This is a genomic window from Bradyrhizobium sp. USDA 3311 (genome assembly GCF_054062495.1).
In genome coordinates, this window is record NZ_JBSSFI010000001.1 from 4,667,673 (window position 1) to 4,682,022 (window position 14,350).

11 protein-coding genes are annotated in these 14,350 nt (G+C 63.7%); 9 read left to right on the forward strand and 2 right to left on the reverse strand.

Annotated features, from left to right (window positions below):
- Positions 1–11 precede the first annotated feature (11 nt).
- From ACVWW6_RS22090 to ACVWW6_RS22105, 4 genes are read left to right on the forward strand one after another with little or no spacing between them, the layout of a single operon-like run.
- Positions 12–1,415 carry a DUF1254 domain-containing protein gene (locus ACVWW6_RS22090; protein ID WP_182872107.1) on the forward strand — a complete coding sequence of 468 codons (1,404 nt, stop codon included), beginning with the start codon at positions 12–14 and terminating at the stop codon, positions 1,413–1,415.
- Positions 1,412–1,657 (forward strand): DUF3302 domain-containing protein, encoded by a 246-nt coding sequence (locus ACVWW6_RS22095; protein WP_182872106.1) that lies wholly within the window; start codon positions 1,412–1,414, stop codon positions 1,655–1,657. The genes ACVWW6_RS22090 and ACVWW6_RS22095 overlap by 4 nt, the downstream gene beginning before the upstream one ends.
- Positions 1,654–2,595, forward strand: a complete 942-nt coding sequence (locus tag ACVWW6_RS22100) for an HlyD family secretion protein (protein ID WP_182872105.1) — start codon at positions 1,654–1,656, stop codon at positions 2,593–2,595. Before ACVWW6_RS22095 ends, ACVWW6_RS22100 begins: the two co-directional genes overlap by 4 nt.
- A gap of 42 nt (positions 2,596–2,637) precedes the next feature.
- Complete coding sequence (locus ACVWW6_RS22105) at positions 2,638–3,621, forward strand: SphA family protein (RefSeq protein ID WP_182872583.1); 984 nt, start codon at positions 2,638–2,640, stop codon at positions 3,619–3,621.
- Positions 3,622–4,103: 482 nt separating this feature from the next.
- Here ACVWW6_RS22105 and ACVWW6_RS22110 read toward each other — a convergent pair whose 3' ends face one another.
- Positions 4,104–5,153 (reverse strand): SphA family protein, encoded by a 1,050-nt coding sequence (locus ACVWW6_RS22110; protein WP_182872582.1) that lies wholly within the window; start codon positions 5,151–5,153, stop codon positions 4,104–4,106.
- Between the two features lie 402 nt (positions 5,154–5,555).
- Between ACVWW6_RS22110 and ACVWW6_RS22115 the strand changes: the two genes are divergently transcribed.
- The 3 genes from ACVWW6_RS22115 to ACVWW6_RS22125 all read left to right on the forward strand — a co-directional run bounded on the left by ACVWW6_RS22115 (position 5,556) and on the right by ACVWW6_RS22125 (position 11,367).
- Positions 5,556–8,237, forward strand: coding sequence for an arylsulfatase (locus ACVWW6_RS22115; protein WP_456681384.1), 2,682 nt, complete (start codon positions 5,556–5,558; stop codon positions 8,235–8,237).
- 370 nt (positions 8,238–8,607) lie between these two features.
- Positions 8,608–8,877, forward strand: coding sequence for a hypothetical protein (locus ACVWW6_RS22120; protein ID WP_110117331.1), 270 nt, complete (start codon positions 8,608–8,610; stop codon positions 8,875–8,877).
- Between the two features lie 75 nt (positions 8,878–8,952).
- Complete coding sequence (locus ACVWW6_RS22125; RefSeq protein ID WP_430640422.1) at positions 8,953–11,367, forward strand: cytochrome c3 family protein; 2,415 nt, start codon at positions 8,953–8,955, stop codon at positions 11,365–11,367.
- Positions 11,368–11,853: 486 nt separating this feature from the next.
- Here the strand turns inward: ACVWW6_RS22125 and ACVWW6_RS22130 are convergent, their stop codons facing one another.
- The gene (locus tag ACVWW6_RS22130) at positions 11,854–12,252 is read right to left on the reverse strand and encodes a winged helix-turn-helix transcriptional regulator (protein WP_171901106.1); all 399 of its coding nucleotides are present in this window, start codon (positions 12,250–12,252) and stop codon (positions 11,854–11,856) included.
- Positions 12,253–12,348: 96 nt separating this feature from the next.
- On the opposite strand from ACVWW6_RS22130, the gene ACVWW6_RS22135 reads away from it, so the two are divergent.
- Together ACVWW6_RS22135 and ACVWW6_RS22140 are read left to right on the forward strand one after the other, a co-directional pair.
- On the forward strand, positions 12,349–13,377 hold the full coding sequence (locus ACVWW6_RS22135; protein ID WP_182872103.1) for an SDR family oxidoreductase: 1,029 nt from the start codon (positions 12,349–12,351) through the stop codon (positions 13,375–13,377).
- A 108-nt stretch (positions 13,378–13,485) separates the two neighbouring features.
- Complete coding sequence (locus ACVWW6_RS22140; protein ID WP_028173289.1) at positions 13,486–14,265, forward strand: 2-keto-4-pentenoate hydratase; 780 nt, start codon at positions 13,486–13,488, stop codon at positions 14,263–14,265.
- Positions 14,266–14,350: the final 85 nt, after the last annotated feature.

Consider the following 14,350-nt stretch of genomic DNA (forward strand, 5'->3'; position numbering starts at 1 on the left):
AGAGTTTCACCATGAGAAAAGAACTGCTTGTCACGCTCTCACTACTCTGCCCTTCGAGCACCGCCTTCGCGCAAGCCCCCTCTGCCGACGACAGCCTCGTGCACAGCCGCGCCATCCAAGCCGTGATCTGGGGCATGCCCGCCGTCAACTTCGACCTGATGCTGCAGGCCGCGCTGAAGGCCGGAGCCAGGGAAAACCAGATCGTATTCTGGTCGCGAATTCCGGATTGGAAAAATCAGACGCTCACGCCCAATCCCAGCACGGTCTACCTGATGCCTTTCATCGACACGAAGAGCAACGGCCCGATGGTGCTCGAAATTCCGCCGGCGAGCGGAGGCGAGATCACCGGAACGATCATGGATGCCTGGCAAGCCGCGCTCGATGACGTGGGACCGGCGGGAGCGGACAAGGGCAAGGGCGGAAAGTATCTCATCCTCCCGCCCGGCTACGCCGAGAAGACCCTCGACGGCTACATCGCGCTCGCATCCGACACGGACATGGGTTACGCGCTGCTGCGCTCGAACGTCGGCAGCGGCAGCGAGGCCGATGTCGCAAAGGCGGTCGCTTACGCGAAGCAGATCAAACTTTACCCGCTGTCACAGGCGGCCGCTCCGCCGCCGACGGCCTTTGTCGACGTGGTCGACGTCACGTACGACAGCACGATCCCCTACGACGTCCGCTTTTTCCGGTCGCTCGACCGCTTCATCCAGCGGGAGCCGTGGCTCGAACGCGACAAGGCCATGATCGATCAGATCAAGGCGATCGGCATCGAAAAGGGCAAACCGTTCGATCCCGGTCCTCAAGCGCAGAAGATGCTCGAGGAAGCGGCCCGGGACGCCCGCTTGTGGCTCGATCATCGGTATGAAGGCCTCTTCAGGCCACCCTTCTATGAAGGCGGACAATGGGCGCTGCCGGTTGCCCACGACGTCACCGAGGGGCTGGCTAATCGCTTCGCCAAGCCGAACGTCTACCCGGTCGACGACCGCGGTGCGTTCTATTCGTTTGCATTCTCGAGCGTGAAGCACCTCGGCAGCGGCCAATTCTATCTCGTCACGATCCGGGACAAGGAGGGCAGGCCGCTCGAAGGAGGCAGCACGTACCGGCTGACGGTGCCGACCAACGCGCCGGTGTCGCTCTACTGGTCCGGCACGGTCTACGATCGCGACACGCACGGTCTCATCAGGGACACCAAGTGGTCGAGCCGGGGCTCGAACACGCCAGGCCTGCAGACCAATGCGGATGGTTCGGCCGACATCTTCTTCGGCCCGAAGGCTCCTGACGGCAAGCAGTCCAATTGGGTGCCGACGAAGGCCGGCGGAGGATGGGAAATCATCTTCCGCTTCTACGGCCCGCAGAAGGCTCTCTTCGACAAGACCTGGCGCTTGCCCGATATCGAGAGGATCGCCGCACAATGAGCGGTCTCGATCTCTTCGCCTGGGTCGTGCTGATCATCGTGCTCGCCGTGATCGGGCTTGTCTTCTGGCTAATGGGATCCACTCCCGGGCATATCGCGCGGCGCCGCGGCCATCCATGGGCCGAAGCGGTGGCAGTCGCCGGCTGGATCACGCTGATCTTCGGCTTCGTGCTGTGGCCCGTCGCGATGATCTGGGCCTATGTCGACGTCCCGGCGAAGCGGGCAGTGGAGCCCCGGCCATGATGATCGCCCTCATGGCGCTCTATCTGGCGCTGCTGTTCACGCTGGTCTGGGTCGGCGCGATCCGGTTCAACGCGTTCTGGAAGGCCTCGCCGCTTGTCGTGCTGCTTCTTCTGAACATCGGCCTGTTCATCCCGATGGGATGGGGTGCTCCGCAAGGCAAGGCCCTGGTCTACCGCAATGCCGTCTCGATCGTTCCGGACGTCGCCGGCGAGGTCATGGACGTTCCGGTTCGGCCGAATGCGCCCCTGAAGCAGGGCGATGTCCTCTTCAGGATCGACCCCACGCCCTACGACGCCCAGGTAAAGGCGATCGAGGCCCAGCTCAAGCTGTCGAGCACGCGCCTGACCCAGATGACGTCGCTGTACGAACGGGACGCAGGCCGCGGCTTCGACGTCGAGCAGCGGCAATCCGAGGTCGACCAGCTCAAGGCCCAGCTTCAGAACGCCCAGTGGAATCTCGACAAGACCGTGGTGCGCGCGCCGGCCGACGGCTACGTCACCAACGTCGCGCTGCGCAAGGGCGCCCGCGTCGGAAATCTTTCAGCCGCGCCCGTGATGGCCTTCATCGATACGTCCGCCACCCAGGTCGCGGTCGAGATCGACCAGATCAATGCCCGCTACGTCGCACCGGGCGACGCAGTGGAGATCGCGTTCAAATACGTTCCGGGGCGCGTGCTCTCAGGAAAAGTCGAGAGCGTGCTGCAGGCCGTCGCCACGGGACAGACCCAGGTCTCGGGCGCCGCGGTCGCGCCCAAGGGCATCGAAACCGTCCCGTTCGTTGTGCGGGTGGCGCTCGACGACGCCGAACTCGCGAAGGTACTCCCCGCGGGCGCCACCGGGACCGCAGCCATTTTCACCGACCACGTCAAGGTCAGCCACGTGATCCGCCGCGTTCTGCTGCGGCAGATCTCGATCATCGACTACGTCAATCCGTTCTAAGCAGGGGAGAGCATCATGAGCAAAAGGGCACGTTGCGCGCTGATGGCGACCCTCGGCTGGGCCGTCGCCGCCATTCCCTCCCCCGCTTTTGCCGATGCGGGCGGCGTCGGGTTCTGGCTTCCCGGGATATTCGGCAGCCTCGCCGCGACGCCGACCGTGCCGGGCTGGGCCTACGCGTCGATCTATCTGCATCTGCAAGCCAATGCCGGCGCCTCGCAGAACTTCGTCACCAGCAACGGCGCGCGCGGCTCGGTCGTCGCGGGCTTGAACGCGCATGGCGATGCCTTGGCGCTGGGAATTACCTACGTCTCGCCGACGCCGGTTCTCGGCGGCCAGGCATCCTTCGGGATCGTCACCGCCCCCGGCAATGTCGGGCTTGGCGTCGATGCCACGCTGACCGGGCCACGCGGTAACGCCATCTCCGGGGCCGTGACGGACAACCGGACGACGCTGTCGGACGTCTATTACCAGGGCTCCCTGAAGTGGAACCAGGGCGTGCACAGCGAGATGGTCTACATCACCAGCAACATCCCGAGCGGCACCTACGATCCGAACCGCCTCGCCAACCTCAATCTGGGCTTTGTCGCTTGGGACCTCGGCGCAGGCTACACGTATTTCGACCCCAAGACCGGCCACGAATTCTCGGCGGTCGCAGGCGTCACCTACAATCTGATGAACCCGTATTTGCAGTATCAGAACGGCATCGACTTCCATGTCGACTGGGCGGCCTCACAGTTCCTGAGCAAGAACTTCCAGATCGGCGTTGCCGGTTATTTTTACCAGCAGCTCACCGACGACAGTGGCCCGGGCGCCAAGCTCGGCGGCTTCCGGGGGCGCGCGATTGGGATTGGGCCTCAGGTCGGCTTCATCATTCCGATGTCAGATGGCTACCAGGGATATCTCAACATCAAAGGCTACAAGGATATCGAGGTTGAGAACCGGGCTTCGACCTGGAGCACCTGGGTGACCTTTGCGGTTTCCGCGGCACCGCCGGAGCCGGCGAACAAGCCCAAGCTGCGCAAGTAAGAATCTCAATGGGTTGAACGGTGCGACCCGATCCTATTGTCAAAGGCGCTCGATCGCCCCGCTCTTAAAGTCAAAGGCGACTCGTATATTCGTCGTGGCATCGAGCGAATTCAATCACTTAGGCGCCCCGCTGTTAACGTGGCGGCATACTCGTATGCCGCCACCCAAAGAACGGGTCGATCGCGGTTTAAGAACGAGTCGGTCGGTGCGAAGGCACGTCTACAACCGATGGTCTGCGCGTGACTAGAAAAACGTTCTCGATGCCGCGCGGTTCGGCACTCCCAGCATGGCCTATACCTGCTTTTCGAAGTTCATCAGCGAACTAGGGTTTGCTCGCGATCAGGAAACCAGGCGGCTCGTGAGGCGATGACGCCGTTCCTGCATTCTGAAACGATCGGAAATAGGCGCCCGCCGCGCAATGCGTCTGCCGACACTTTGCAGAAGATCTGACGGTCCGCTTCAAGAACGGATTCGTGTTGCCATTACTTCGTGATCATCCGCTTCGGTGTCGCGGTCGGGGTTGCCGCCGCGGGCGACAGATTGAACGTCAGCCAGAGGTTCCAGCCCGCCGGCCGATTTTCGTTGGCGAATTCTCCGTAGGCTTTGAGATTCAGGTATCCCTGCATGTCTCCGACCGGGAAAATGTAGCCGACCTGCGGGCCGACGCCGGCCACGCGCGACCGGAAGCAGCCGACACGGTCGCCGGAGCCGCTGTCGCAGCCGATCTGCTGATAGAGGTAGCCCACCATGCCGACCTGCCACTGCTTGGTCAGGAACTGCGACGCGCCCCAGTCGAGGTGCATGTCGACGCCATTCTGATATTGCGTGTCGGTATTCTTGAAATTGTAGGTGAATCCGAGCACCGCGGACAATTCATGTCCCGTCTGCGGGTTGAAATATGTGTAGCCACCGCCGGCGTCGATCGCGCCGTGCCCGATGCCAATGTTGGCGAGGCGGGTCGATTGATAGGCTCCGGCCGGGATGTCCCCGGTGACATAGGTCATGAAGTTGTTCACCCCGGCGTTCCATTTCAGCATGAACGTCGGGTACAAATCGCCGAACGCCGTGAGCGAGCTGTCGATGCTGTCGAAGCGCGAGAACGGGAATGTGCCGCCGCCAGGTCCCGTCACCGTCCCGGTGAGCGATCCCGCCAGCGACGTGGAATTGGAGCCGTAGATTCCCATCAGGCTGGCCGAGGCCTGAGCGCCCAGCACCGGGGTCGCAAAGGTGTACGTCCCGATCAGGAAGCCGAGATTCAGATTGGCATTGAGATTGGCGCTCACGTTGGCGGTCACGTTCGCAGGGATGCGACCGATTTCGATCTCGCGTGCGCGCGCCACGCCGCCACCGGCGGAAACCGAATCGTGCCAATAGATCGAGGTCACCGACCAGCCCGGCGCCTGGGCGGGGGCGGCCGCGAGGCTGCCGAAGAATCCAGGCAACCAGAAGCTGATGCCGCCTTCGTCGGCTGTGGCGACTGTCGGCGCAGACGCAATGGCGGCAAAGGCAATGGCGACAAAGGCTTTTGTCATTCTCATGGTGCCCTCCGGTGATCCACGAAGCAGCCCAACAGCGAGATTGAGCGCAGAATGGGCCGCAGCCTAGCAAGCGCGTCGCGCGGTGCCATACCTCGATCGTGGTAGTCGCGACGGTTCACACCGTAGTGTAACTGAAACGACACTAACGTTGCGGGCGGCGGTATCGTCGCACCCGGTTTCGTCGATCCTGTGTGCCGCACAAGAAGCAACGACGGCGCCGTCGATCAGTCGAGCCACTCCGTTGCACAACGCAGATGAACCTCATCACGCTTGCGCATCCACCGTCCTGCAAGCGAACAGATCGCCGTGGCCTTCTTGATCTGAATCAACGCCCGCGAACTTTGCTGCGCTTCAAATGGCAGCTCTCGCGTGCACGCATCACGGAGGAATTTTGCAATGAATTTTCGCAAGACCTTTGCCGTGCTGATCCTGACGTCAGCTTTGTCAGCGCCCGCAATCGGACAGCAAACACAAACGACCACGCCTGCGCCGGGCTCGCCGGCCGCAACCATCACCATTCCCGGCGATCAGCTTCCGCCGCCGCCCCAAAAGTTCGGCGGCAAGATCGAACGCGATGCCAAGGACGCAAAATCCTATTGGCCGTCGCGTGTGGTGCCGCCGAAAGGCGCACCGAACGTCCTGCTAATCATCACCGACGATGCCGGCTATGGCGTGCCGAGCACGTTCGGCGGGGTGATTCCAACGCCCGCCCTTGATCGCATCGCGCAGAATGGCTTGCGCTACACCAACTTCCACTCGACCGCACTGTGCTCGCCGACGCGCGCGGCGCTGATCACGGGGCGCAATCATCACTCGGTCGGCTATGGCGTGATCGCGGAACAGGCGACCGGCTATCCCGGCTACGACAGCATTATCACCAAGGACAAGGCGACCATCGGCCGGATCCTGACCGACAACGGCTATCACACCGCCTGGTTCGGCAAGAACCACAACACACCCGAGTATCAGGCAAGCCAGGCCGGCCCGTTCGATCAGTGGCCGACCGGAATGGGTTTCGAATATTTCTACGGCTTCATGGGCGGCGACACCAATCAATGGGAGCCCGGCAACCTCGTCCGCAACACAACGCCGATCCATCCCTATGTCGGCAAGCCCGGCTGGAACCTGATGACGGCGATGGCCGATGAAGCGATTGACTACGTCAACCGCATGAATGCGCTGTCGCCCGATACGCCGTTCTTCATCAAGTTTGCGCCCGGTGCGACGCACGCCCCGCACCATCCAACGCCGGAGTGGGTGAAGAAGATCAGCGACTTGCACCTGTTCGACCAGGGCTGGAACAAGCTGCGGGACACCATCTTCGAGAATCAGAAAAAGCTTGGCGTCATCCCACAAAATGCGAAGTTGACCCCGTGGCCAAAGGACCTGATCAAGGAATGGGATCAGCTTTCGGCCGACGAGAAGAAGCTGTTCATTCGCCAGGCGGACGTCTTCGCCGCCTTCGTCGCCTATGCCGACAGCGAGATCGGCCGGGTGATCCAGTCGATCGACGACCTCGGCAAACTCGACAACACCCTGGTCATCTACATCGAGGGCGACAACGGCACCAGCGCGGAAGGGCAGCCGACCGGCACGCCCAACGAGGTGGCGATGTTCAACCAAATCACCCCATCGGTCGAAGATCAGCTCAAGTATTTCTACGACGTCTGGGGCACCGACCGCACCTACAACCACATGTCGATCGGCTGGGCCTGGGCGTTCGACACGCCGTTCTCCTGGACCAAGCAGATCGTCTCCCATTTCGGCGGCACGCGGCAGGGCATGGCGGTGTCCTGGCCTGACGTCATCAAGGACAAGGGCGGCATCCGCGCCCAATTCCATCACGTCATCGACATCGTGCCGACCATTCTTGAGGCCGCGCAGATCAAGCAGCCGGACATCGTCGACGGCATCAAGCAAAGCCCGATCGAGGGCGTCAGCATGATGTACACGTTCGATGCCAGGAACGCGAATGTGGCAACGACGCACACGACGCAATATTTCGAGATGTTTGCTGATCGCGCAATCTACAATGACGGCTGGATCGCGAGCACCAAGGTCCTGCGGCCGCCGTGGGTGACGATCGCGAAGCTGCCGGCTCCCGGCGACTATCCCTGGGAGCTGTACGATCTGCGCAACGACTGGACGCAGTATGAGGACGTCGCGGCCAAATATCCGGACAAGCTGAAGGAGCTTCAGGCACTGTTCTGGAAGGAGGCGGACAAATACCAGGTGCTGCCGCTCGACTCGTCGGTAGCGACTCGTATGATCACGCCGCGCCCGAGCCTCAGTGCCGGCCGCACCAGCTTTGCCTGGTCGCGTCCGATGACCGGATTGCCGAACGGCGATGCGCCTAGCCTGCTCAACGCGTCCTATGTCTTCAAGGCCGACGTGGAGATTCCCGAGGGCGGCGCCGAGGGTATGCTGGTGACCCAGGGCGGCCGTTTCGGCGGCTACGGATTCTATGTCCTGAAGAACAAGCCCGTCTTCACCTGGAACCTAGTCGATCTCAAGCGAGTGCGCTGGGAGGGCGCCGAACTGACGCCCGGCAAGCACGTGATCGAGTTCGCATTCAAGTATGATGGTCTCGGTGCGGGCACCATGGTGTTCGGGAACTACACCGGCATCGGACAGGGCGGCACGGGAACGCTGAAGGTCGACGGGAACGTCGTGGCGACGGAGAAGATGGAGCATACGCTTCCTTTCATCCTGCAATGGGACGAGGCGTTCGACATCGGCTCCGACACCGGCACCCCGGTTGACGACAACGACTATCAGACGCCGTTCGCCTTTACCGGCAAGCTCAACAAGCTCACGCTGGACATCGACCGGCCGAAGCTGAGCCCGGACGACGTCAAGCGGTTGCAGGAGGCCGCGCGCGCGGCTGGCGATGGCCCTTCGGCCGATCCCGGCAAGACGGCCTCCGCCGAGCCGCAAGTCGGCACCGTCGGCCTGAGCCTCGTCGACAAGATCCAGTTGCGGATCGACAAGCGCGAAGGCTGCCGCAAGCAGGCCGAGGCGAAGGATCTCGGCATGGTGGAGCGTATCAAGTTCGTCCAGGAATGCGTCAAGCAGTGATGCCGTATGCCGCGGGGCCGCCTCGGGCGGTCCCGCCACATAATAGACTTCACATGATTTGCTTTACTAGGATTGACGCTCGCTACCTGGCCATCGGCCACTGCGAGCAGCCTTACGTCATCCAATCGTGCGCTGCTGCTCTACAACGTGCTGGCGGCGATCTACCTTGCTTATGTTGGCATCGGGGGCCAGTTGACGGGCATACTGCTGTGGCCGGCGGTCGCGCTGCACGCGATATTCTTCTTCCTCCTCGGTCGCTCATGGCGTGGGAGACTGGGAGACGGCGAGGACTTCTCGATTTAGCGGTTGAACTAGAGCTTGACGGTTGTTCCTGCACGACTGCAGGTCCCTCGTGATATTGGAAAGCGACATGTACAAGACACTCAGTTTGCTGGTGCTGGCAGGCACGATGGTTGGATCGACGACTTCCCGTGCCGAGACCGTTCAGGAAACCTTGCAGTCCATGCTCGCGGTACAGATCCGCTCGCAAGGCTTCGTCTGTGACAAGGCGCTCAGTACAACCGTCGACCGGCGACGATCAAAGCCCGATCACGGGGTTTGGGTGCTCAAGTGCAGCAACGCGACCTACAGGATCAGCCGCGCGCCGGACATGGCGGCCAAGGTCGAGCCGATTCGATAATGCGACGGCACGTCAAACTTCTTTCCCGACCAAGACCGCGCATGCAAGGTAAGGCACTCGAATCGGCAGGCGGACGTGGCAAAAGGCTTCGGAAAGAACCGCAAGCGTCGGATCCAGGCGAGCGCGAAGCGGGCGTTGTCGCCCGAGGCGCCGCAACGGCCTCAACCCGTCTCACGGAAGCGCGGCCTCGGACCGGCGATCGGTTTCGGCCTGTTGGCTCTTGTGGCTGCCGGCGCGCTCTACTTTTTCGCGCGACCGGATTCTCCGATCGAGCCGCACGCGGCGGCGGCGCCGAGCTTCGTCGGCAGCCAGACCTGTAGCGGCTGCCACGCGACGGAAGCGAAGCTTTGGCAAGGCTCCCAGCACCGCCACGCCATGGATCATGCGACCGCACAGACCGTGCGCGGCGACTTCAACGATGCGACCATCGACTACGCAGGCACACGCTCGCGCTTCTTTCGTAAGGACGACAAATTCCTCGTCGAGACCGACGGGGCCGACGGCAAGCTCGCCGTCTTCGAAGCGAAGTACACGCTCGGCGTCGACCCGCTGCAGCAATATCTGATCGAGTTTCCAGACGGTCGGATCCAGGCCCTGTCGATTGCCTGGGATACTCGGCCAAAAGAGCAGGGCGGCCAGCGCTGGTTTCATCTTTATCCCGAGGGCGCCGTCACGCGTGCCGATCCCCTGCACTGGACGAAGCTGAACCAGAACTGGAATTTCATGTGCGCCGAGTGCCACTCGACCGACGTGCACAAGAACTATGATCCGGACAAGAACAGCTTCGCGACCACGTTCTCGGAGATCCGCGTCGGCTGCGAGGCTTGCCACGGCGCTGGGTCGCGGCATGTTGCCTGGGCGCACCGGAAGTCCGCAGCCCGCGAGGGCGACAACGGCCTCCTCGTCAGGTTCGATGAGCGCACGGGCATCACCTGGTCGGCTGACACCGGGACATCGAGTCCGGTACGTAGCGTGCCCGCGCCGGCGCTGCGCAAGGAGGTCGAGACCTGCGGACGCTGCCATGCGCGCCGCGGCCAGCTTTCGGAAGGCTGGACGCCAGGACGGCCGCTCTCGGAAACTCACCGGGTCTCGTTGCTCGACCGGCAGCGCTTCCACGCCGACGGCCAGATGCTCGACGATGAGGAGACCTATAACTACGCCCCGTTCAAGCAGAGCAAGATGTTCGCCAAGGGCGTGACCTGCAGCGATTGCCACGACCCGCACAGTGCCTCCTTGAAGGCGCCCGGCGATGTCGTCTGCGCGCAGTGCCACGCACCCGCCCGGTATGAATCGCCCACCCACCGGCACCACGCCGATGTCTCGCCGCCGCCAAGCTGCGCCGCCTGTCACATGCCGGAGCGCCGCTACATGGTCGTCGACCGCCGCCACGACCATGGATTCCGCATCCCCCGCCCGGACCTGTCGGTGCAGCTAGGGACCCCGAATGCGTGCAACGATTGCCACCGCGACCGGTCCTCCGCATGGGCCGCGCAGCAGGTCGAAACCTGGTTCGGACCGCAGCGACAGGGCTATCAGACCTATGCGCCCGCATTCCATGCGGCCTGGAGCGAAGCCGCCGACGGACAAGCACTGCTGGCGGCGATCGCCAGATCGGGCGACGCACCGGGCTTCGTCCGCGCCAGTGCGCTGGCCGAGCTCCAGGCGCCCGATCTCGGTTTGATCCGCCGCGGCCTTTCCGATCCGGATCCGGTCGTGAGGCTCGGAGCGCTCGATGGATTGGAAGGAGCGGCGATCGATCAACTTTGGCCGCTCGCCTCGTCCCAACTTGGCGATCCGGTTCGTGGCGTGCGCATCCGCGCTGCCGAGCTGCTCGCGGCCGTGCCTCCGGCTCGCCAGCCGGCGGCCGATCGGGACAAATTCGCGCGGGCTGCGGCCGAGTTCGTGGCCGCGCAGAGGCTGAACGCCGATCGGCCGGATGCGCGGACCGCCCTCGGCAGCTTCTTCGCGCGCCAGGCTAATGTGGGCCAGGCGGAGATCGAGTTTCGGGCCGCGCTCCGGCTCGATCCTTCGTTCGCCGGCGCCGCCATCAACCTGTCCGACCTATACCGAGAGCTCGGACGGGACAATGACGGCGAGCAGGTCCTGCGTGGGGCTGTAGTGGCATCGGCGCAGGACGCTGCGCTCCATCACGCCCTAGGCTTGACGCTGGTGCGCCAGAAACGCAACGAAGCGGCGCTCGATGAACTGCAGCAAGCGACCGTTCTCGAGCCTCAGCAGGCCCGTTACGCCTACGTCTACGCGGTCGGGCTCAACTCGGCCGGTCGTCGCGACGATGCCCTGGCGGTACTGAAAGAGAGCCTCCGTACCCACCCCAATAATCTTGAGCTGCTCTCGGCAGGGATTTCGTTCAGCCGAGAGAAGGGGGACAAGACGGCGGCGCTGGAATATGCCGAGCGACTGGCGCAGCTGGTGCCCAACGATGCACGCATGGCCGCCTTAATCGGGGAACTAAAGCGTTGGGTTCCATGATCGTGCACGTAGGCGCGCGCACCGGGCACGACGCGCGCTGTTCCCGTAGGGCCGCCGGAGCCGGCAAGCAAGCCAGTCCTCCGGAAGTAACGATTTCAAGGGGTTGCACCGGGCGACTCGATCTAATCGTCCGAAGCTGCTGATCGTCCCGTTCCTAAAGTCAAAGCCGACTCGTTCACTCTTGGCGACATCAAGCAAGTTCAATGGTTTAGGAGACTCAGTGTTAATGTGGAGGCATATGGACGCAAGGCGCCATTTCGCGCCGCGGTCAGGATATTGCCCGTCGCTTGCCGTCGCGCTTCAACGCGCGACCGCAATCGCGAAAAATGAATCGCGATCAATGAGCTAGAGTCACATCCTCCGAGCTCACGTGAGTTCGGATGAGAAACAGCCTTCACTTCAGGTGCGGGAGATTTTGCGATTCGCATCAACGGGATCGACTCGAACGCTGAGACACCGATCCAGCTGCATCAAGCATCGCTGCAATCAGGCCTGGTGCGACGCCACGAGGCGCGCGGCCCCATAAAGCCTGGACCAGCTCAATATTTCCTTAAACGCCGGCAACAGGCCGTAGGCCGCATCCGTCAGCTCGTACTCGACCCTCAAGGGCTTCTCCGCGAAGACGGTTCGCGACACCAGTCCGTCCTGCTCGAGCTCGCGCAGCTGCGTGGTCAGCATGTGCTGGGTGATGCCGCCGATCGATCGCCGTAATGCGCCGAAACGGACCGCGCCGTTCATCAGCGCGAACAGGATCTCCAGCTTCCACTTGCCGCCGAGCGCGTGGATGGCCCGCTTGAAGTCGGCGAGCACGGCAGGGTCGGGGCTGCAATCGCAGTCGCCGTCGCAGGCACTGGTCAGGTTTTCCATACCGGTCTCGAAATCCATTCTACTTGTTCGCAAGCACATAGTGACCAGATGCCGCCTTGAGCAGGGCCTTGATGGAACCAATTCGCCGGCCCGTGCAGCGAGGGGAATTTGGCAATGAGCATTGTTCTGGTCACGGGCGGGTCGGGTTTCGTCGGCATCCACGTCGTCCTGCAACTTCTGGCCGCCGGCCACACGGTGCGGACAACGGTGCGCCGGCCGGAGCGGCAGGCCGACGTGCTGGCCATGCTGCGCGAGGGCGGGGCGGCATCGCCCGAGAGCCTGTCCTTCTTCACCGCCGACCTCGTCCGGGACGAGGGGTGGCGTGAGGCCGTCGCGGGCTGCGACTACGTTCTCCATGTTGCCTCGCCGCTCTCGACCAGTGTTCCCAAGGATGAGGACGAGATGATCATCCCGGCGCGCGACGGCACGCTGCGGGTGCTGCGGGCCGCGCGCGAGGCCGGCGTCAGGCGCGTGGCGATCACCTCGTCGCTGGGTGCGATCGGGTATGGCCACAAGCCGCGGGAAAAACCGTTCGACGAGACCGACTGGACCAATCTCGGAGGTGCCGACGTGCAGGCTTACATCAAATCCAAGACGCTGGCCGAGCGGGCGGCCTGGGATTTCGTGGCGCGCGAAGGCGGCGGGCTCGAGCTCTCGGTCGTGAACCCAGCCGGCATTTTCGGTCCCGTGCTGGGGCCGGACTTCTCCGGCTCGATCGAGATCGTCAAATCGCTGCTCGACGGCGCCATGCCGGCGGTGCCGCGGGTCTATTTCGGCGTGGTTGACGTGCGCGACGTGGCCGACCTGCATCTGCGGGCGATGACCGCGCCTGAGGCGAAAGGCGAGCGCTTCATCGCGGTCTCCGGCGAGGCGATGTCGATCCTCGATATCGCCAGGGTGCTGCGGCGGGAACTCGGACCGAGGGCACGCCGGGTTCCACGGCTCCAGGCGCCGGACTGGCTGGTGCGCCTGGCCGCCAACCGGATTCCGCTGCTGCGTGCGGTCGTGCCGATGCTCGGAAGGGTGCGGCATTCCACCAGCGCCAAGGCTCGGTCGCTGCTCGGCTGGCAGCCGCGCTCCAACGATGAGGCGATCCTCGCGACGGCCGAGAGCCTGATCCGGCTTGGCCTGGTCAGGGCGTGAAGCCGCTGTTTGGCCGACCTTAGGACCGTTCTTTGGGCCGCGCTTGTCAGGCCGCAGCGGGGATGCTGAAGTGCCGCCCTCGAATGCGTAGCGTGGGAGGCGGCGCCGATGGACAACATTCTCGAAGCCGCAAAGGCGATCGCGCTGGCGCGCCGCAACCATGCGCCGCTTGCGGCGCTCGAGTTTCCGCCAGCCGACGAGGCCGAGGGCTACCAGGTCCAGCGTGCGCTGCACGATCTCCTGCTGCCGCATGCCGGGCCGCTCGTCGGCTACAAGATCGGCTGCACCAGCCAGGTGATGCAGGACTATATCGGCATCCCGCATCCCTGCGCCGGCGGCGTGTTCCAGAAGGGCGTGCACGATAGCGGGGTGAAGCTCGCGGCTTCCAAATATGTCCGGGTCGGCGTCGAATGCGAGATCGCGGTGCGGCTGCAGCGTGACCTTGCCGCCGGCGAGGCGCCGTTCACGGCCGAATGGGTCGGCGAGGCCGTCGATGCCTATCATCCCGCGATCGAGATCGTCGACGACCGCTATGTGAAGTGGGAGACGATGGGCGCGCCGACGCTGATCGCCGACGATTTCTTCGCCGCCGGCTGCGTGCTGGGGCCGTCGGTTCCGCGCTCGTCGGTGCCGGACCTGAAGGCGGTCAAAGGCCGCGCCATCGTCAACGGCGAGGAGGTCGGCCACGGCACCGGCGCCGACGTGCTCGGCCACCCCCACAACGCGCTCGCCTGGCTCGCCAACCATCTCGCCGCCGAGGGCAAGGGTCTTCACGCGGGGCAGCTCGTGCTCACCGGGAGCCTGGTGAAGACGCTGTGGCTGAAGGCCGGCGACAAGGTGCGGATGGAGCTGGACGGGCTGGGCGTGGTGGAGGCGGAGTTCAAGTGAGGGGCGCAACCGCGCTTCTCCGTCATTGCGAGGAGCTCTTGCGACGAAGCAATCCAGAATCCTTCCGCGGGCGCATTTCTGGATT